At 58.7% G+C, this 18,091-nt stretch carries 19 protein-coding genes; 8 read left to right on the top strand and 11 right to left on the bottom strand.

Going from position 1 to position 18,091, the window contains the following annotated elements; translation table 11 throughout:
* Window positions 1–49 precede the first annotated feature (49 nt).
* Entirely contained in the window at window positions 50–1,396 is a 1,347-nt protein-coding gene (locus BFP95_RS16535) for a heavy metal sensor histidine kinase (protein ID WP_065874849.1), read from the bottom strand.
* Window positions 1,393–2,073 (bottom strand): heavy metal response regulator transcription factor, encoded by a 681-nt coding sequence (locus BFP95_RS16530; protein WP_065874850.1) that lies wholly within the window; start codon window positions 2,071–2,073, stop codon window positions 1,393–1,395. Before BFP95_RS16530 ends, BFP95_RS16535 begins: the two co-directional genes overlap by 4 nt.
* Window positions 2,074–2,228: 155 nt before the next feature.
* Here BFP95_RS16530 and BFP95_RS16525 point away from each other — a divergent pair, with 155 nt between their 5' ends.
* Both BFP95_RS16525 and queF read left to right on the top strand, forming a co-directional pair.
* Window positions 2,229–2,741, top strand: coding sequence for a copper-resistant cuproprotein CopI (locus tag BFP95_RS16525; RefSeq protein WP_065910445.1), 513 nt, complete (start codon window positions 2,229–2,231; stop codon window positions 2,739–2,741).
* A gap of 223 nt (window positions 2,742–2,964) precedes the next feature.
* Entirely contained in the window at window positions 2,965–3,795 is an 831-nt protein-coding gene (gene queF, locus BFP95_RS16520) for an NADPH-dependent 7-cyano-7-deazaguanine reductase QueF (RefSeq protein ID WP_065874852.1), read from the top strand.
* 136 nt (window positions 3,796–3,931) lie between these two features.
* On the opposite strand, the gene BFP95_RS16515 is transcribed toward queF, so the two are convergent.
* Together BFP95_RS16515 and BFP95_RS16510 are read right to left on the bottom strand one after the other, a co-directional pair.
* Window positions 3,932–4,198: a DUF4404 family protein gene (locus BFP95_RS16515; protein ID WP_065910444.1), complete on the bottom strand. Its 267-nt coding sequence runs from the start codon at window positions 4,196–4,198 to the stop codon at window positions 3,932–3,934.
* Between the two features lie 111 nt (window positions 4,199–4,309).
* Entirely contained in the window at window positions 4,310–4,918 is a 609-nt protein-coding gene (locus tag BFP95_RS16510) for a phosphatase (RefSeq protein ID WP_065882195.1), read from the bottom strand.
* A 195-nt stretch (window positions 4,919–5,113) separates the two neighbouring features.
* Here BFP95_RS16510 and BFP95_RS16505 point away from each other — a divergent pair, with 195 nt between their 5' ends.
* Window positions 5,114–5,803, top strand: a complete 690-nt coding sequence (locus BFP95_RS16505; protein WP_065882197.1) for an MlaA family lipoprotein — start codon at window positions 5,114–5,116, stop codon at window positions 5,801–5,803.
* 60 nt (window positions 5,804–5,863) lie between these two features.
* On the opposite strand, the gene BFP95_RS16500 is transcribed toward BFP95_RS16505, so the two are convergent.
* A complete protein-coding gene (locus BFP95_RS16500; RefSeq protein WP_065882199.1) occupies window positions 5,864–6,160 on the bottom strand; it encodes a PilZ domain-containing protein in 297 nt (98 codons plus the stop codon).
* A 276-nt stretch (window positions 6,161–6,436) separates the two neighbouring features.
* Between BFP95_RS16500 and rssB the strand changes: the two genes are divergently transcribed.
* A complete protein-coding gene (gene rssB, locus BFP95_RS16495; protein WP_065874857.1) occupies window positions 6,437–7,618 on the top strand; it encodes a two-component system response regulator RssB in 1,182 nt (393 codons plus the stop codon).
* A complete protein-coding gene (gene rssC, locus BFP95_RS16490; RefSeq protein WP_003172602.1) occupies window positions 7,618–8,100 on the top strand; it encodes an anti-sigma factor antagonist RssC in 483 nt (160 codons plus the stop codon). The genes rssB and rssC overlap by 1 nt, the downstream gene beginning before the upstream one ends.
* A 105-nt stretch (window positions 8,101–8,205) precedes the next feature.
* On the opposite strand, the gene tal is transcribed toward rssC, so the two are convergent.
* Window positions 8,206–9,132 (bottom strand): transaldolase, encoded by a 927-nt coding sequence (gene tal, locus BFP95_RS16485; protein WP_065874858.1) that lies wholly within the window; start codon window positions 9,130–9,132, stop codon window positions 8,206–8,208.
* Window positions 9,133–9,463: 331 nt separating this feature from the next.
* Complete coding sequence (gene dusA / locus BFP95_RS16480) at window positions 9,464–10,450, bottom strand: tRNA dihydrouridine(20/20a) synthase DusA (RefSeq protein ID WP_065910443.1); 987 nt, start codon at window positions 10,448–10,450, stop codon at window positions 9,464–9,466.
* A gap of 272 nt (window positions 10,451–10,722) precedes the next feature.
* On the opposite strand from dusA, the gene BFP95_RS30060 reads away from it, so the two are divergent.
* A complete protein-coding gene (locus tag BFP95_RS30060) occupies window positions 10,723–10,935 on the top strand; it encodes a hypothetical protein (protein WP_065910442.1) in 213 nt (70 codons plus the stop codon).
* Between the two features lie 56 nt (window positions 10,936–10,991).
* On the opposite strand, the gene BFP95_RS16470 is transcribed toward BFP95_RS30060, so the two are convergent.
* The 3 genes from BFP95_RS16470 to BFP95_RS16460 all read right to left on the bottom strand — a co-directional run bounded on the left by BFP95_RS16470 (window position 10,992) and on the right by BFP95_RS16460 (window position 14,215).
* On the bottom strand, window positions 10,992–11,831 hold the full coding sequence (locus BFP95_RS16470; protein ID WP_065910441.1) for a hypothetical protein: 840 nt from the start codon (window positions 11,829–11,831) through the stop codon (window positions 10,992–10,994).
* A gap of 343 nt (window positions 11,832–12,174) precedes the next feature.
* Complete coding sequence (locus BFP95_RS16465) at window positions 12,175–12,831, bottom strand: Wzz/FepE/Etk N-terminal domain-containing protein (protein WP_065910440.1); 657 nt, start codon at window positions 12,829–12,831, stop codon at window positions 12,175–12,177.
* 196 nt (window positions 12,832–13,027) lie between these two features.
* The gene (locus tag BFP95_RS16460) at window positions 13,028–14,215 is read right to left on the bottom strand and encodes an MFS transporter (protein ID WP_065910439.1); all 1,188 of its coding nucleotides are present in this window, start codon (window positions 14,213–14,215) and stop codon (window positions 13,028–13,030) included.
* A gap of 425 nt (window positions 14,216–14,640) precedes the next feature.
* On the opposite strand from BFP95_RS16460, the gene mqo reads away from it, so the two are divergent.
* Window positions 14,641–16,287, top strand: coding sequence for a malate dehydrogenase (quinone) (gene mqo / locus BFP95_RS16455; protein ID WP_065874882.1), 1,647 nt, complete (start codon window positions 14,641–14,643; stop codon window positions 16,285–16,287).
* Between the two features lie 64 nt (window positions 16,288–16,351).
* On the opposite strand, the gene BFP95_RS16450 is transcribed toward mqo, so the two are convergent.
* Complete coding sequence (locus BFP95_RS16450) at window positions 16,352–17,023, bottom strand: NADPH-dependent F420 reductase (RefSeq protein WP_065874883.1); 672 nt, start codon at window positions 17,021–17,023, stop codon at window positions 16,352–16,354.
* Between the two features lie 99 nt (window positions 17,024–17,122).
* Here BFP95_RS16450 and BFP95_RS16445 point away from each other — a divergent pair, with 99 nt between their 5' ends.
* Window positions 17,123–18,019 (top strand): LysR family transcriptional regulator, encoded by an 897-nt coding sequence (locus tag BFP95_RS16445; RefSeq protein WP_065874884.1) that lies wholly within the window; start codon window positions 17,123–17,125, stop codon window positions 18,017–18,019.
* Window positions 18,020–18,091: the final 72 nt, after the last annotated feature.

Here is an 18,091-nt window from a genome sequence, read left to right as displayed (position 1 = left end):
TCAAAATGTGGGAGCTGGCTTGCCTGCGATAGGGCCGGCCCAGCTTGCATCAATCCCCCTTGGGCAACTCAATCACAAACCGCGTCAACCCGGCCTCAGACTCACAAAAAATCCTCCCCCCATGTGCCCGCACGATCGATTGGGTAATCGCCAACCCTAGCCCCGCATGCTCGCTGCTGCCCTCGTGCCGTGCCGGATCCGCCCGATAGAAGCGGTCAAACAACTTCGGTAACAGCTCCGGTGGAACGCCTTCCCCGGTGTTCTCAACCGTCAACCTCACGCCATCCGTCATCCGTACCCGTACTTCGCCACCCGCTGGCGTAAACCGCAGCGCGTTATCCAGCAAGTTCGACAGGGCGCGACGCAACATGCCGCGATCACCCAGCGTATGGGCAGTACCTTCGCGAATCAGGCTGACTTGGGCGTCTTCCGCCAGCAACGCGAAAAACTCAAGCAAAGCATCCACTTCATCTGCCAGCGCCAAAGGCTCGCGTTTGGGCATGAGCAAGCCATGATCCGCTTTGGCCAGGTACAGCATGTCGTTTACCAGCTGCGCCATCCATTGCAGCTCTTCCAGGTTGCTGTGCAGCGCCTCGCGGTAATCCTCCAGCGGGCGCGGCTGGGTCAGGATGACTTGGGTATGGGTCAGCAGGTTCGACAGCGGCGTACGCAGTTCATGGGCGATATCGGCGGAGAACGCTGAGAGACGCTGGAACGCATCGTCCAGTCGACCCAGCATGGCGTTGAAGGCCTGGGCCAGTTCGGCCAGTTCCACCGGCATGTGTTGCTGGGGCAGGCGCTGGGTCAGGGAGTGCGCGGACACACCTGCGGCCACTTCACCCATGCGTCGCAACGGCCGCAACCCACTGCGCGCGGCCCAGGCGCCGAGCAGGGCGGTGGCCAGGGCCGACAGGCCGACGGTGAGCCAGATCAGGTGCTGCATGCGCTGCAGGAAATGCTGGTGGTGGGTGATGTCGAGCATCAGCGTCAGTTGGGGGGAGTCGGGTGGGTCTGCCCTCAGCGGTGCGTTGTACACCCGATAGTCGGTGCCGGCATTTTGCAGGCTGTGCAGGCCGGGCGCGTCGGGCAAGCTCACGCCTGGCGCATCGTCCAGCCAGCGCTGGCCGGCGGCGGTGATGCGCAGCCTCAGCTCGGGTTGGCGATTGAGTTCGGCACGCAGTTGCGCTTCATGTCTGGCGAATGCGTCTGGCGAATCGACACCCTGCAAGGTGCTGCGCAGCGCCACCAGTTGGCTGTCGAGCTGTTGCTGGTCCAACTCAATGAAGTGCGCCTCGCTGGCGTGGTTGAACAGTACGCCGGCGATCAGCGACACCACCGCCGTGCAGGCGGCAAACAGCAGCGCCAGGCGGCTGGCCAGGGACAGGCGCTTGATCAATTGGCGCGCTCCTCCAGCACGTAACCCATGCCGCGTACGGTGTGGATCAGTTTGGTGGGGAAGTTATCGTCGACTTTCAGGCGCAGGCGGCGGATCGCTACTTCGATGATGTTGGTGTCACTGTCGAAATTCATGTCCCAGACCTGGGAGGCGATCAGCGATTTGGGCAGCACTTCGCCCTGGCGGCGCAGCAGCAGTTCCAACAGGGAGAATTCCTTGGCAGTCAGGTCGATGCGCTGGCCGTGCCGTTCGACGCGACGGCGGATCAGGTCCAGGCGCAGGTCGGCCAGTTGCAGTGCGGTTTCCTGAGGCGAGCTGCTGCCACGGCGCAACAGGCTGCGTACGCGGGCCAGCAGTTCGGAAAAGGCGAAGGGCTTGACCAGGTAATCGTCGGCGCCCAGCTCAAGACCGTGCACTCGGTCTTCCACCGCGTCGCGGGCGGTGAGGAACAGCACCGGGATGTCCAGGCCGGCGCTGCGCACGGCTTGGAGGATTTGCCAGCCATCACGGCCGGGCAGCATCACGTCGAGGATCAGCAAGTCGTAGTCGCCGGTCAGTGCCAGGTGCTGGCCGCTGGTACCGTCGGCCACCAATTCGGTTGTAAAGCCCGCCTCGGCCAGGCCCTGGCGCAGATACTGGCCGGTTTTGGGTTGGTCTTCGACGATCAGCAGTTTCATGGGCGGCTCTTGGCAACGGTTCACGACGGCTTTATACCTTGGGTGCCAGGGCAGGGGGCCAAGCTGACAAAGTTGTAATCTAGCAGTCAGCTGGCTGGCAGCGGCGTCATCTTAGAGTGCTGCCCAAGCTCGTTGCACATTTTTGGAGAATAGACATGGCGTTGCGTACACCCCTGGTGTTGGCGGGTTGCCTGCTGGCGTTGAGTTTCGATGCGGTGGCTGATGCGGCGCACGCCTATGCGTTCGGCCAGGCAGCCCCTGCGAGCAAAGCCACTCGCACCGTGGAAGTGACGCTGCAGGACATTTCCTTTTCGCCCAAGTCCATTGACGTAAAAGCCGGTGAGACGGTGCGCTTTGTACTGGTCAACAAGGGCCAGTTGCTCCACGAATTCAACCTGGGCGATGCAGCGATGCATGCCGAGCATCAGAAGGAAATGTTACAGATGCAGGCCAGTGGCATGCTCACCGCCACCGGTATGAGCGAAATGGACCACAGCGCCATGGGCCATGGCGCGATGAAGCACGATGACCCCAATAGCGTATTGGTTGAACCCGGTAAAACTGCGGAGCTGACTTGGACGTTCACCAAAGCCACGGGCCTGGAGTTTGCCTGCAACCTGCCGGGGCATTATCAAGCGGGGATGGTCGGCAAGCTTAACGTCAACTAATTCGCAGATGGCGTCTTTAAGCTGGTCGGGTGAAGAGCTTGCCTGAGCTTTGCGTAGCAGCTGTCGAGCCTTGGCGAGGCTGCGTTTGCGGAGTTTCAGGCGCACCGCTGACGCAGCCTCGCCAAGGCTCGACAGCTGCTACGGGGCGGGGCGGTGCTGTGTTTCTTAAGGGTAGGAGCAAAGGCTGGTAGACTGGCGCGGTTTATTTAGCCAGGTTTCCGCCATGCATCCCGCAGCCGAACATTCGCCGCTGGGCAAGTCCAGTGAATACATCTCCACCTATACACCTTCGTTGTTGTTCCCGATCCCGCGCGCGGCCAAATGGGCCGAGCTGGGCCTGAGCGCCGAGACCTTGCCTTACAAGGGCGTGGATTTCTGGAACTGCTTCGAACTGTCCTGGCTGCTGCCGTCCGGCAAGCCGGTGGTGGCCATCGGTGAATTCAGCATTCCGGCCGATTCGCCGAACATCATCGAGTCCAAGTCGTTCAAGCTGTACCTCAACTCGTTGAATCAGACCGCGTTCGCCGATACGGCCAGCCTTGAAGCGACCCTGCGTACCGACCTCAGCGCAGCCGCAGGTAAACCTGTGAGCGTGCGCATCCGCAGCTTGGCCGAAATCGAGGCTGAAGGCGTGATGGCGTTGCCGGGTGTGTGCATTGATGAGCTGGATATCAGCGTCAGCAACTACGAGCACCCCCGTCCGGAATTGCTGCGTTGCGATGATTCGCGCACGGTGGAGGAGAGCGTGCACAGCCATCTACTCAAATCCAACTGCCCGGTGACCAGCCAGCCTGACTGGGGCAGTGTGGTGGTGGAGTACCGTGGCTCGGCGCTGGATCACGCCAGTCTGCTGGAATACCTCGTGAGCTTTCGCCAGCACTCGGACTTCCATGAGCAGTGTGTAGAGCGCATCTTTCTCGACCTGCAGCGTTTGCTCAAGCCTGAGAAGTTGACCGTATATGCGCGGTATGTGCGGCGTGGCGGGTTGGATATCAACCCGTATCGCAGCACGGAAGAGGTGGCGTTCCAGAACGTGCGCCTGGCTCGTCAGTAGCCTTCATATAAAGCAAATGTGGGAGCTGGCTGGCTTGCGATGGCGGTGTATCAGTCGACTGAAGAATGACTGAGAGATCGCTATCGCAGGCCAGCCAGCTCCCACATTAGGTTCTGCGTTTGGCTTGGGGCAGGGATCAGATCCCCATGTTGCCCAAGGTGATCATGATATTGCGCAAAGTCCCGGAAATGACCGGGTGTTCGGCGTCGAACTCGATAGCAGCTTGATTCACATCGTCAGAAATACTGGGTGTCTGTGTGGCCGGTTCCAGTTCAAGTTGTAATTCAAACTTGGCAATCAAGGCCTCCAGCGCTTCACGTTTCTCTTCCGACAGCGGCGGTTCCTGTTCCAACTGCCCGCGCAGGATCTCGATCTGTTCTTCCAGTTTTTTGCGATCAGGCATGACATGTTTCCTTTTATTCGATAGGCACTGGCATAGACCGCGGCACGCCGAGAAAGGTCTACGGGCTGACCTGTAGATTAATCCACCGGCGGCGACTGTGCATGATCCGTGTCAGGGCTTCTCGCCTTTGAGCTGGCGCAGGCTGATGTCGGCCAAGCAGGTGCCGAGTTCGCCCAGGTGATCAATGACCGAGTGCACGCCCAACCCGTACAGAGCGACGGTGGCCTTGCCGCGCTTGTGTTCGCGTTCCTGTTCGCTCAGCGCTTGCCATTGTTCCGGTGCCATGCCGCACAGCGAGCCGCAGGAGGCCAGGCCGATGGTCCACAATCCGGCATTGAGCCCAGATTGCAGTAGGCGCGGTTCGCCGCTGACCAACACGCAGCCTCCCAGGCGTTCGATGTTCAGCGCCATCAAGGCTTGCCAGCAGGCATGCGGCGCCGGCCAGCGGATCGAGGAAGGTGGCGTCGCCTTGACCCAGTCTGGCAGCGTGACGGCCAGGGGCGTAGTGACAGAGGGAGGGAGTTCATCCAGCCAGGCGCAGGGGACGCCTTGTTCCTTGAGGCTGCGCAGGATTTTCAGCGCGCCAGGTGTGGCTTGGGAATCGGGGGAGGTCGAATCGGTGCGCGCCCGGGAACCGAAGTCCACCAGGCAGCCACTCAAGCCAAACAAGACGGCAGTCAAGGCGGGAGCACTGGCGATGGCTATTTCAGCGTGAGGCATGTCGACATCCCTGAAATAGCTCTAACGCTATCGAGGCTGGATGACAAGTCGATGACAAGATTGTTAATTGTAGGAATTTTGTCCATTTTGCGTGCGACAGATCCCGGAAGCTGCCTAATTGGACACTTCCGTCATATACTGAACGCCTTATTCAGGGCATAGCGCCCATGACAGACCATTCAAGGAGCAAAAGCTATGCGCTGGAGCCACTACTTCGCTCAGCTGTCGGTGTGTGCCACTGTCTTGCTGGCCCCGTTCGCCGCACACGCGGCGTCGGAAGATGATCCATGGGAAAGTATCAACCGCCCGATCTTCACGTTCAACGACACGGTTGATACTTATGCCCTCAAGCCACTGGCTCAGGGCTATGAGTGGATTACCCCACAATTTGTCGAAGACGGTATCCACAACTTCTTCCGCAATATCGGGGATGTCGGCAACCTGGCCAACAACGTGCTGCAGCTCAAACCTCACAATGCCGGTGTCGACACTGCCCGTTTGCTGGTCAACACCACTTTCGGCGTGCTGGGCTTTATTGATGTGGGCACCAAAATGGGGCTGCAACGCAGCGATGAAGACTTCGGCCAGACCCTCGGCTACTGGGGTGTTGGCAGCGGTCCATACGTAATGATTCCGCTGCTGGGCCCAAGCACACTGCGCGATGCGCCGTCCAAGTACGTGGACAGCTACACGCAGCCGTACCGCTACATGGATGATGTTTCCCTGCGTAACAGTGTCATGGGCCTGGGCATTGTTGACACCCGCGCCAGCCTGCTCGACAGCGAAAAACTGATCACAGGTGACAAGTACACCTTCATCCGCAACGCCTACCTGCAGAATCGCGAGTTCAAGGTCAAGGATGGCAAGGTTGTCGACGACTTCTAAGCTGTGACGTTTTGAAATGAAAAAAGGCGACCCAGCGGTCGCCTTTTTTGTGCGCGTCTTTCAGCGCATCTTCAGGATTTTAAGACCAAGGTGCTGGTCTTCACCTGTGGCTTTGGCCCACACCACCTCGGTATCCGCCTCCAGTCCTTTCAGTGCGGCGTGCTCCGAATCGATGCGCACGGTCAGCAGGTCGCCGACGTTGAACTGGCGAGGTGCCTGTACCTGCATACCAGAGCTGGAAAGGTCCACGCACACCCCCGCAATCTCTTGCCCCGCGTGGATCAGAGACACATCGGCATCCACACGCATGCGGATGAAATCGCGTTTTTCAGCGTAGTCGCGCTCGTGCTCGCTCATAGGTTTCATCCTTACTTTGTGTTGTGGTCGTGCCTGTTCTTATAACTCTCGGTGATTTGCGGTGTAAAGACGTCCGGCGACCATCGGCATGAGCTTGAAACCCCTGTCGGATGGGAGTACCGTCTGCGCCTTAGAAGGGCACCTCTGCTTTACCTTTGTGCATGGGCAAAATCCCAATGCTTTGTAGGACAGAGAGGCTAGAAAGCGAATCCAGTACGTGAGCCCGGCCATTGCCGAGCCGCCTACGCCAACCTAATTCTGGCGCCGTTTGCCCACATGCAAAAAACCAGTGCCACGCTGCTGATAATCGATGACGACGAAGTAGTGCGCGCGAGCCTAGCGGCCTATTTGGAAGACAGTGGCTTCAGCGTCCTGCAGGCCAGTAATGGCCAACAGGGTCTCCAGGTATTCGAGCGCGAACAGCCTGACCTCGTGATCTGCGATCTGCGCATGCCCCAGATGGGCGGCCTCGAGCTGATTCGCCAGGTGACTGAGCTCGCCCCGCAGACGCCGGTGATTGTCGTGTCCGGTGCCGGCGTGATGAACGATGCCGTCGAAGCCCTGCGCCTGGGGGCTGCCGATTACCTGATCAAGCCCCTGGAAGACCTGGCGGTGCTGGAGCACTCGGTGCGCCGTGCCCTGGATCGTGCACGCCTTCTGGTGGAAAACCAGCGCTACCGCGAAAAGCTCGAAACCGCCAACCGCGAACTAGAAGCCAGCCTTAACCTGCTTCAGGAAGACCAGAACGCCGGTCGCCAGGTGCAGATGAACATGCTGCCAGTCAGCCCCTGGACCATCGACGAATTCCAGTTTGCACACCAGATCATCCCTTCGCTGTACCTGTCGGGTGATTTTGTCGATTACTTCCGCGTTGACGAGCGGCGTGTCGCGTTCTACCTGGCCGACGTCTCTGGCCATGGTGCTTCCTCGGCTTTTGTCACCGTGTTGTTGAAGTTCATGACCACACGGCTGCTGTTCGAATCCAAACGCAATGGCACCTTGCCGGAGTTCACCCCCTCCGAGGTGCTGGGCCACATCAACCGGGGCTTGATCAGCTGCAAGCTGGGCAAGCACGTGACGATGGTCGGCGGCGTTATTGACGAAGAAACCGGTCTTTTGACCTACAGCATCGGCGGTCACCTGCCGATGCCAGTGTTATACACTCCGGACAGTGTGCGTTACCTGGAAGGGCGTGGTCTGCCCGTAGGCTTGTTCAATGAAGCCACCTACGAAGACCACATCCTGGAACTGCCGCCGACGTTCAGCCTTACGCTGATGTCCGACGGCATCCTGGACCTCCTTCCAGAGCCTACACTCAAAGAGAAAGAAGCCGCCTTGCCCCAGAAGGTCAAGTCGGCGGGCGGCAGCCTGGATGGCCTGCGGCAGGTTTTTGGATTGGCCACGCTAGGGGAGATGCCGGATGATATCGCCCTATTGGTGTTGAGCAGGAATCTTTGATGAGTACCGGAAGAATCCAATTCGCCGAGCAAGACGGGACCTTCGTCCTGAAATTTGTCGGTGAAGTGCGCCTGACCTTGTGTTCGGCGCTGGATGCGACGATTGAGCGGATTTTCACAGCACTGAATTTCTCGGCGATCGTGATCGATCTGACCGAAACCCGCAGCATCGATAGCACCACCCTTGGGCTGTTGGCCAAGTTATCCATTCTGTCTCGGCAGAAGGTCGGCCTGTTGCCTACGGTCGTCACCACCCACGAAGACATTACCCGGCTGCTGCAGTCCATGGGCTTTGACCAGGTGTTCAACATTGTTGATCGCCCGATCCCCTGCCCGGAATGCCTGACTGACCTGCCGTCGCAGGACCAGTCCGAGGAAGTGGTGCGTGTGAAAGTGCTGGAGGCACACAAGATCCTGATGGGCCTCAACGAGTCCAATCGCGAAGCCTTCCACGACCTCGTCAACGCGCTGGAACGCCACTGATCCCCAATTGCTGAAATACAGTCAAATGTGGGAGCTGGCTTGAGACAGTGGGCACAAAAAAGGGCGGTACCCGCGAGGGTACCGCCCTTTTTGCCGTCGCCGCGTTTACAGCTTGGCCGACAACAGCGCCTCCAGCTTCTCCTGATCCCGAGCAAACTGACGAATCCCTTCCGCCAACTTCTCAGTCGCCATCGCATCCTCGTTGGACTCCCAACGGAACTGCGCTTCAGTCAGGTGCACACGCGCTTCACCGGCATGGCCTGGCGACAATTTACGTTCCAGCTTGCCTTCATCCGCCGCCAGCTTCTCCAGCAGGTCAGGGCTGATGGTCAGGCGATCACACCCAGCCAACTCTTCGATCTGGCTCAGGTTACGGAAGCTCGCACCCATCACCACCGTCTTGTAGCCATTGGCCTTGTAGTAGTTGTAGATACGCGTCACCGACTGCACGCCCGGATCTTCGGAGCCGGTGTAGTCGTTGCCGTTGGCCTTCTTGTACCAATCGTAGATACGGCCCACGAACGGCGAAATCAGGAACACACCAGCCTCTGCACACGCCACGGCCTGGGCGAACGAGAACAGCAGGGTCAGGTTGGTCTGGATGCCTTCTTTTTCCAGCTGTTCGGCGGCGCGGATGCCTTCCCAGGTGGAAGCGATCTTGATCAGCACGCGATCGCGGCCAACGCCAGCTTTGTCGTACAGGTCGATCAGACGGTGCGCACGCTTGAGTACGGCGTCAGTGTCGAACGACAGACGGGCATCCACCTCGGTGGAAATGCGGCCCGGTACCACTTTGAGGATCTCTTGACCCACCGCCACCGCAAAGCGATCGCTGGCCAGGCCCACGTCGCCGTTGCAGTCCTGTACGCACTCATCCAGCAGCTTGGCATAGCCCGGAATCGAGGCCGCCTTGAGCAGCAGGGAAGGGTTGGTGGTGGCGTCTTGCGGCTTGAGCTTGGCGAGGGTAGAAAAATCGCCGGTATCGGCTACGACGGTGGTGAACTGCTTGAGTTGTTCCAGCTTGGAAGTCATGGGCGTGCTCTGTCCTATGGGTCTGATGACATTACCCGAGCGCCGGCAGGCGCTCAAGGGCGCAAATGCGTTCGATCGTTTGCGAGGGCAACAACCTGAAAACAGCCGTTTGAATGGCAGGTCTGGCTGCTAAATAGGAGGGCAAAACGGCCAGCAGGTTCAACCGAAGTAGCGCATGAACACCACGATTAAATGTGGGAGCTGGCTTGCCTGCGATAGCGGCACCACAGCCGCCGATATCTACCAGGGGTACGCTAATCCAGCTGTGGGAGCGGGCTTGCTCGCGAAAGCGCCAGTCCAGTCACCTCCTGCCCCGACTGGCACACCCTCATCACCGTCCTTCCAACAGTTCTCCCGCCTGATCCAACAACGCCAACGGATCACTCGCCTTATGGATATCCACCGACAGCAGCTGCCTGAACCTGCGAGCCCCCGGGAAACCCGTCCCCAAGCCCAACACATGCCGAGTAATGTGATGCATCGTCCCACCCCCGGCCAAATGCTCAGCAATATAAGGCCGCAACTGCGCCAACGCCTCAGCCCTACTGATCACCGGCAGCGTGCTACCAAACAACTGCTGATCCACCTCCGCCAGCAAATAAGGATTGTGATAAGCCTCGCGCCCCAGCATCACCCCATCAAACGTCTGCAGATGCTCATGGCACTGCTCCAACGTCTTGATCCCGCCGTTGAGAATAATCTCTAACTCCGGAAAGTCCTGCTTCAACTGGGCCGCCACGTCATAGCGCAACGGCGGAATGTCGCGATTCTCCTTCGGCGACAACCCTTCGAGAATCGCAATCCGCGCATGCACGGTAAAACTGGTGCAGCCTGCCTCGTTAACCTGGCCGACGAAATCACACAGCTCGGCATAACTGTCCCGCCCGTTGATCCCGATCCGATGCTTCACGGTCACCGGAATCGACACCGCATCGCGCATCGCCTTCACGCAATCGGCTACCAGGGCAGGGTGCGCCATCAAAATCGCCCCAATCATATTGTTCTGCACCCGGTCGCTGGGGCAGCCGACGTTCAGGTTTACTTCGTCGTAGCCCGCGGCTTCGGCCATACGTGCGCAGGCGGCCAGGTCGGCGGGCACGCTACCCCCCAATTGCAGTGCAAGCGGGTGCTCGGCTTCGTTGTGGCGCAGGAAACGGTCGTGATCGCCGTGGAGGATCGCGCCCGTGGTGACCATCTCGGTGTAGAGCAGCGCGTGCTTGGAGAGCAGGCGCAGGAAGAACCGGCAGTGGCGGTCGGTCCAGTCCATCATGGGGGCGACGGAGAAGCGGCGGGAGAGGGGAGCGGTTTGTAGGGGCATTGGGAATCTGAGTCAACGTGGCGAATGGGGCGCAGTTTATCAGGGATGCCTGTCAGCTGTCGGGGATGCTGTTTCCGGAAACAGCGTTTGTCGACAGCCGTTAATTGAGTTCGCATCTGCCGCCTAACATTCTATCTCGCCGCCTTACCTCAAACCGGCAACCTGAACCCACACTGTCACTGCGCAAAGTTTCATCATCCTCTGCGCCCTTGAGGTCTACGATCCTCCTTAAGAGACGACTCCCGCGCCTCCAGCCCACAGGGAATTGAAATATGATCTCGAACCTTGTCAAAGTCGTGATGATTGCTGGCACGTTGCTTTTGGGCGCTTGTTCGTCAGGCGTGAGCAGCGATCCTTGTTTTACCGGGGGCTGCCAAGCGTTCGGCGACCACAGCCCCAACAAGGCCGCCAGAATGAGTTTTGGAGGTGGTGGGCTTGGAAGCAGTTATGGCGAGTACGGTTCGGGGCTACTTCACGACGATTGATGCAGCAATGGTGGTGCTGGGCAGCCCAGCCGGCGCAGCGACTGTCGCCACAAGCGTTAGCTCGTCACGACGGTCCCTTTATGGAAAATTTCGCGCCGTGCTCGGCGGCTGATATTTTCATGTTTGCTTGCCGCGTACACCTCGTCAAAACGCTCCCGATCAACCCCCGCATAGTTGGCCAACTCGTCCACTACCCTCCGGTCGTAATCCTCCTCGATCACAAATCGAAAGATTTCCCGTCGATAAAAGAATGCGAATTGAAAGGCCAGCACCTCGCTCAGGAAATCCGAAGGGGTGAGGAAGCAGTTTTCCAGGTCGATGGCCTTGGCGAGTGTGGGCTGTTCTAAGTTGACCATCACGTTGTTGGCCCAGAAATCCATATGCACCACGCCTTTGTCGTGCAGGCAGTGCAGCAGTTTGAAAGAAGCGCTGATCAGGCTCTGGATGTCGCGCTCTTGCTTGAGCCATTCCAGTCCGTTGAGGTAGCCATCCAGCATCTGGGTGAAGATGAAGAACTCCTGGATCAAACCCAGTGCCGACTTTCTGTAGCCGAAGCCATACAGGCCGGCAACCGGCGCACCGCGTTTCTGTGCGCCGAGGGTGTTGATGACTTCTTCAACTGGCCAATCGAATGTGCCGTCGCGCTTTGAGCGGCCGAACGTCACTCTCAGTTTTGGTTTGAGGCTGTCGAGTGGTTGGGACTTGGCGAACAGATCATTCTCCATCCCTTTCAGAGGAGCGCTGACGCGATCTTTGAGCTGATAGCGAGTGTCGATCAGGTCTTGAATCGCCTGCTGGGCGCTGTCGTCGGCACTCTGCGTAATGAAGATCGTGGCGTTGCGGTGGTTGAGCGTAGAGGGGAAGTTCTGCAGCACGCTGCTGTCGGGAAAGCTCAAAACACGTCCTTGTCATTCATGAATATGACAAGAATGTTACAGGCTGGCGCCATTGGATCCAACCTGAACGTTACCTGAACAGAGTTTAAATGACCGTTGATGCTGGCTTTTTTGCCTTGACGTGCGTTTGTGGGTTGTGAGTTTTTTCGCAGATTCGTCAAGAAATTGTTGTGAAATAAAGCGGGTACGGTGCAATAATGGCTTAAGGCTACTATTCCACTTCCTTGAAGTATCGTTGATGAAAACAACTTTTCCCGCGAAATTGTTTATTGTTTTTATTGCTTCCCTGCTGGTCTGCGCTGTCTATTTCCTGATCGAGGAGTTTCTGCAGTACAGTCTTCCATCAGTTTGACTGCTTGTACTGCCGAATAAAAAACCTGCCGAGTACAAAGACGCTTCCGAGTATCAGCCCTAAAAAGGCACCCAGGAAGGCATACTTCTTGGTGTTCTTAGTGGTGGACGTTTTGATTTCATCCAGGGTATTGAATGCCTTTAGCGTGTTGCCCGCAGCCAATGTCGGCAGGTTCAGCGCTATGGCTTGAGTGTTGGCGTTATCCATGGCGGATTTTAGCTGGGATGAAGCCAGCGCTGCCGTGGTCGCAGTGGTGGAGACGATATACAGAACGGGCTCACTTCCACCTGACTTGGGTGGGGTGTCTTTCAGGGTAATGGAATTGGCTGCCATGACACCCATGGCGGAAAAGAAAATATCGTTTTGTATGGTGCTGTACAGCTTGGTTTCCAGCGACAGCGGGCTTGTTTTGGCTGGAGCGTTCTTTTCGTTCACTTCTTTATATAAATCGTACAAGGATGACTTGGTAATGTAAGTGCTGGCCGTCCATTGTTCAGGTGATGAGGCGTAAAGCGCTAATGAAGCAGCGACGCCCACGAGGGTTGTGGCGATAATCGTAATCTTGCTTGCCCACAATGCTTGGATAAGTGGGATCAAATCAATTTCATCATCGTTGGGACGGTTGTTTGGATGCGTTGGACTGCTCACGAAAAATTCCTTTGTTTACGTTCCGCAATTGTAGAGAAAAAAGCAAAATACGCCCACGAAATAGTATGGCAAACGCAAGATGGGAATGACTCTTGCCTGGCGGGTTCGGAGCGGCGCTACACTGGGTCGCTCCAAGCTGCTGCGACCCTAACCTAAGCTATCGGCCATAGGATCAGCCAAGCTACGAGATCGTTCCTCAATGCCCACCCTGCATGCGTCGCGCAATCAGGTAGATTCCCAGGCCGACCAATGCGGTGACCGCGCCGATATACCCGGTGCTCGTCCACCCCAACCCAGCCGTGATCGCCATCCCACCCAACCACGGCCCCAGCGCATTCGCCAGGTTGAACGCCGCATGGTTGGACGCCGCCGCCAGGCTCGGGGCTTCGTGGGCGATGTCCATCAGGCGGATTTGCAGCGGCGCAGCCAGGGCCACCATGGTGCCGACGAGGCCCATGCTCAGCAGCACGCCCCATAGCGAGGACGCCGCGAAGGGGAAGAACAGCAGCACGGCCATCGACCACACCAATATCAACCCCACCGCCCGGAACTGCATGCGGTCGAACAGCTTGCCGCCGGCGATATTGCCGATAATCCCACCCACGCCAAACGCGGCGAGGCCGAACGGAATCCACTGTGGCGACACCTTGGTCACTTCGAGCATGGTCGGCGCCAGGTAGCTGAACACGCAGAACATCCCGGCAAACCCAATCGCGCCGATGGACAGGGCCATCCACACCTGAGGCTTGGTGAAGGCGCGCAGTTCTTTGCGCGGGTCGCTGCGTTGTTCGTCGTGGCGGTGCGGCACGAACTGCCAGACCAGGGCGATGGTGAAGAGGGCGATCACGCTGACCAGCGCAAACGCCGAGCGCCAGCCCAGGTGTTGGCCGAGGAAGGTGGCGATGGGGTTGCCGAGCAGCATGGCCAGGGTCAGGCCCATCATTACGCGGGCGACTGCGCCGGCGCGTTTGTCGTTGGGCACCATGCTTGAAGCCACCACGGCGGCAATGCCGAAGTAGGCACCGTGGGGCAGGCCGCTGATAAAGCGGAAGGCTACCAGCGAACCAAAGGTGGGGGTAAACGCGGTCGCCAGGTTACCCAGGGCATACAGCCCCATGAGCAACAGCAGCATGTGTTTGCGCAGCAGCTTGGCGCCAAGGATGGCCAGCAACGGCGCGCCGACCATCACGCCGAGGGCGTAGGCGCTGATGGCGTGGCCGACCTGGGGTTCGCTTAGACCCAGGTTCTGGGCGATGTCGGGCATCAGGCCCATGATGGCGAATTCGCCAGTACCGATAGCGAAAGCGCCCACGGCCATGGCCGCTTCCATTTTGGCGGCACTGCGCGCGGGCAGCACGTGCCCGGGTGTTTGCTGGGTAGTCATGGGTAACTCTGTTTGGATGGATCGCACGAAGGACAGCCGCCGATGCTACGCAAGCAGCGACAAAGGTGTCTAGAACAGCCTTTTGCGTGAGAGTTCCTGCCCTGTGACCCCACGTCGCGCCTGCCACGCTTGACACCAGTGCGTTAAAACCCTCGATTTAGAGCCGTCAATTGGCCAAACGGCGCATAAACGCTGTTTGCCGTGATATTCTGCGCGCCGTCTTGGTCTAGTCTTTCCTGGGTACGTACATCCGTATACGTCCCAGCGATTGGCTGTCGCCCAGGTAGCTGAAGCCAATAATGATAAGAAGTCAGCGCAGAAGGGACATAAAAGTGAGGTCGATACGTCGGTCTTGTGTGCCCACCCTGCGGCCTTGAAGATTCAAGGGCGGTAGGGCGGATGGCGTTTTATCATAGGTGCTACTGATGTTTAAAAAAGTAAACACTGCCCTGCTGGGGCTGGCTTTGTCGATGGGGATCACGTCCGTTCACGCGGAAGAGGCAAAGAAAGTCGATGTGCTGCTGATCGGCGGCGGCATCATGAGTGCGACCCTGGGTGTCTGGCTCAATGAGCTGGAGCCGGGCTGGTCGATGGAAATGGTCGAGCGCCTTGATGGCGTTGCCGAAGAAAGCTCCAACGGCTGGAACAACGCCGGTACCGGTCACTCGGCCCTGGCTGAGTTGAACTACACCCCGGAAGACAAGAACGGCAACGTTGAGATCCCTAAAGCGGTCGAGATCAACGAAGCGTTCCAGATCTCCCGTCAGTTCTGGTCCTGGCAGGTCCAGCAGGGTGTGTTGAAGAACCCGCGTTCATTCATCAACTCCACACCGCACATGAGCTTTGTGTGGGGCGATGACAACATCAAATTCCTGAAGAAGCGTTATGAAGCGCTGAAGGCGAGCCCGCTGTTCGCCGGCATGCAGTACTCCGAAGACCCGGCGCAGATCGCCAAGTGGGTTCCGTTGATGATGGAAGGGCGTGACCCAAACCAGAAAATCGCGGCCACCTGGAGCCCGCTGGGTACTGACATGAACTTCGGCGAGATCACCCGCCAGTTCGTCGCTCACCTGCAAACCACCCCTAAGTTCGACCTGAAACTGTCGAGCGAAGTGCAGGACATCACCCGCAACGACGACGGTTCGTGGCGCGTGAGCTACAAAAATCTGAAAGACGGCACCAAGACCGAAACCGACGCCAAGTTCGTGTTCATCGGCGCCGGCGGCGGTGCCCTGCATCTGCTGCAAAAGTCGGGCATTCCTGAAGCCAAGGAATACGCCGGCTTCCCGGTGGGTGGTTCGTTCCTGGTGACCGACAACCCAACTGTCGCCGAGCAGCACCTGGCCAAGGCCTACGGCAAGGCTTCGGTGGGCTCGCCACCGATGTCGGTTCCGCACCTGGACACCCGTGTGCTGGATGGCAAGCGCGTGATCCTGTTTGGCCCATTCGCGACCTTCTCCACCAAGTTCCTCAAAGAAGGCTCGTACCTGGACCTGCTGACCAGCACCACCACCCACAACATCTGGCCGATGACCAAAGTCGGTATTCGTGAATACCCGCTGGTCGAGTACCTCGCTGGTCAACTGATGCTGTCGGATGACGACCGCTTCAAGGCATTGCAAGAGTACTTCCCGAACGCCAAGCAATCCGACTGGCGCCTGTGGCAGGCCGGTCAGCGCGTGCAGATCATCAAGCGTGACGAAGAGCAGGGCGGCGTCCTGAAACTCGGTACCGAAGTGGTCAGCTCCGCCGACAACACCATCGCAGGCCTGTTGGGTGCATCGCCAGGCGCGTCGACCGCGGCTCCGATCATGCTGACCGTGCTGCAAAAAGTGTTCAAGGATAAGGTAGCGACCCCTGAGTGGCAGGCCAAACTGCACCAGATCGTACCGAGCTACGGCACCAAGCTGAACGACAGCCCAGAAGCGGTTGCCAAGGAATGGGCCTACACTGCCGGCGTCCTGCAGCTGCCTACACCGCCTGTGATTCCGCAAGCGGCTGCTCCAAAGGCGACCGAGGCTGCCAAGCCTGCGGCTGAGCCGAGCAAGCCAGCGTCTGACCTGGCGCTGTAAGTAACGGCTAAGAAAAAGCCCGCTGAACCGGTAACGGTCAGCGGGCTTTTTTGTGCGCGGGTGTTTATGCGTGGCTGTGGTTTCGCTCAACGGCCGGCAGTTCAACTGTACGCTCAGCCGCCGCCAACGCTGCTTTCAATCCAGCCTGGTCCAGCGGGACGCAATACGCCGGCTTGGCTCGCTCAAACCGCCAGCTATCGTCCAGCCCACCTGCGTCTACGGCATCGAAACCCAGCTCATCGAGCAACGTGATCACGCGTGCCTTGGCCGTCGCGTCATCTGCTGCCACCGGCAGTGCGCGACGGTCAGGTGCGCCGTGAGGGCGGGCATCCTGCGTCAGGTCTGGCGCGAAGATCGCGTTGAACACTTTCACCACGTGTGAATGCGGCAAATGGTCAGCAAGCAGCCGGCTGGTGGTGGTTTCAAAACGGTCCAGTGCCGGGATATGCCCATCGCGGTTGGGATAGTAATTGTTGGCGTCCATCACCGTTTTACCCTCCAGCCACTGCGCAGGCACACTGCGGTAATGCTCCAGGGGAATCGCCACGAGCACCACATCGCCAAATTGTGCGGCATCATCTGCGCTGCCCACTTGAACCCCCAGTATGCCGCTCAACACACTGCTCATGGTCTGTGGGCCGCGGGAATTGCTCAACATCACTTCGTGCCCGGCCGCCAATGCCAGTTGCGCGACAGCGCGCCCGATAAAACCTGCTCCAATCACGCCAATCTTCATGTGCTTGCTCCAGTGAAGGTATGAAGTGGCTATGATGATTGGCAACCATCAGGCGATAAATGACGGTTATGGCGTGGATGTTGTTACTGGGAGTGGGCAATGATGGACCGTTTATCAAGCATGAACGCCTTTGTGATGGCTGCTGAGCTGGGTTCCTACGCCCGCGCCGCCGAGCGTTTGGGCATGTCCGCGCAGATGGTGGCCAAGCATGTCACTGCGTTGGAACAACGCCTGGGCGCGCGCTTGCTCAACCGCACTACGCGAAGGCAAAGCCTTACGGAGTTGGGTAGCGCGTATTACGAGCGTTGCAAGCACATCCTGACGGAGGCCGAGGCTGCCGACTCTCTCGCGCAGATCATGAATGACACGCCGCGTGGCAAGCTGAAAATCACCGCCCCGGTGACCTTCGGCTCCTACAGCCTGATGCCGTTGATTACCGGTTTTTTGCGCGACAACCCGGATGTGCACATTGACCTGCACCTCACGGATCGTTTCGTCGACTTGGTGGAGGAGGGTTATGAAGCGGCCTTTCGCATCGGTCCCTTGGCGACCACCGGCCTGACAGCTCGGCCGCTGGCACCCTATCGCCTGGTGGTCTGTGCAGCGCCGGCGTACCTGAAGGCCAGCGGCACACCGTTGAAACCGGCAGACCTTGAGCATCACGAGTGCCTGGGCTATGCCTTCTGGTCGCGTCCGGCAGATCGGGAATGGGTGTTTTACGAAGGCGCGGTGCCGCATAAGGTGCAGGTAAGCAGCCGCTTGCAGATCAACGAAAGCAGGGCGCTGATGTCGGCTGCACTGGATGGGTTCGGCATTGTGCTCGGTCCGCAAGACTTCCTGCGTACGGCGTTAGCGAAGGGCGACTTGGTGCGGGTGCTGCCGGATTTCGACGCGCCGAGCCGGGCGATGCATTTGGTCTACACCGCTAATCGGCAACGTACGGCTAAGTTGCGACGTTTCGTCGAGGCCGTGTTGCAGCGTTTTGGCCCGGCTTGAGGGGATAAATGCGCACTGTACCTTTCGTCTGCGCTTATAAGCGCAACGCCCTCAGGTTCAGCAACCTGACAG

It is taken from the genome of Pseudomonas sp. 58 R 12 (assembly GCF_900005865.1).
In the GTDB taxonomy this organism is placed as follows: domain Bacteria; phylum Pseudomonadota; class Gammaproteobacteria; order Pseudomonadales; family Pseudomonadaceae; genus Aquipseudomonas; species Aquipseudomonas tritici.
The sequence above is the reverse complement of the archived record's forward strand: the minus strand, read 5'-3'. Positions and strand labels throughout refer to the sequence as shown.

Bases quoted from the DNA above. Each gene is read 5' to 3' on its own strand.
- BFP95_RS16530 (WP_065874850.1), bottom strand. From the start codon at position 2,073: ATGAAACTGCTGATCGTCGAAGACCAACCCAAAACCGGCCAGTATCTG.
- BFP95_RS16525 (WP_065910445.1), top strand. From the start codon at position 2,229: ATGGCGTTGCGTACACCCCTGGTGTTGGCGGGTTGCCTGCTGGCGTTG.
- queF (WP_065874852.1), top strand. From the start codon at position 2,965: ATGCATCCCGCAGCCGAACATTCGCCGCTGGGCAAGTCCAGTGAATAC.
- BFP95_RS16515 (WP_065910444.1), bottom strand. From the start codon at position 4,198: ATGCCTGATCGCAAAAAACTGGAAGAACAGATCGAGATCCTGCGCGGG.
- BFP95_RS16510 (WP_065882195.1), bottom strand. From the start codon at position 4,918: ATGCCTCACGCTGAAATAGCCATCGCCAGTGCTCCCGCCTTGACTGCC.
- BFP95_RS16505 (WP_065882197.1), top strand. From the start codon at position 5,114: ATGCGCTGGAGCCACTACTTCGCTCAGCTGTCGGTGTGTGCCACTGTC.
- BFP95_RS16500 (WP_065882199.1), bottom strand. From the start codon at position 6,160: ATGAGCGAGCACGAGCGCGACTACGCTGAAAAACGCGATTTCATCCGC.
- rssB (WP_065874857.1), top strand. From the start codon at position 6,437: ATGCAAAAAACCAGTGCCACGCTGCTGATAATCGATGACGACGAAGTA.
- rssC (WP_003172602.1), top strand. From the start codon at position 7,618: ATGAGTACCGGAAGAATCCAATTCGCCGAGCAAGACGGGACCTTCGTC.
- tal (WP_065874858.1), bottom strand. From the start codon at position 9,132: ATGACTTCCAAGCTGGAACAACTCAAGCAGTTCACCACCGTCGTAGCC.
- dusA (WP_065910443.1), bottom strand. From the start codon at position 10,450: ATGCCCCTACAAACCGCTCCCCTCTCCCGCCGCTTCTCCGTCGCCCCC.
- BFP95_RS30060 (WP_065910442.1), top strand. From the start codon at position 10,723: ATGATCTCGAACCTTGTCAAAGTCGTGATGATTGCTGGCACGTTGCTT.
- BFP95_RS16460 (WP_065910439.1), bottom strand. From the start codon at position 14,215: ATGACTACCCAGCAAACACCCGGGCACGTGCTGCCCGCGCGCAGTGCC.
- mqo (WP_065874882.1), top strand. From the start codon at position 14,641: ATGTTTAAAAAAGTAAACACTGCCCTGCTGGGGCTGGCTTTGTCGATG.
- BFP95_RS16450 (WP_065874883.1), bottom strand. From the start codon at position 17,023: ATGAAGATTGGCGTGATTGGAGCAGGTTTTATCGGGCGCGCTGTCGCG.
- BFP95_RS16445 (WP_065874884.1), top strand. From the start codon at position 17,123: ATGATGGACCGTTTATCAAGCATGAACGCCTTTGTGATGGCTGCTGAG.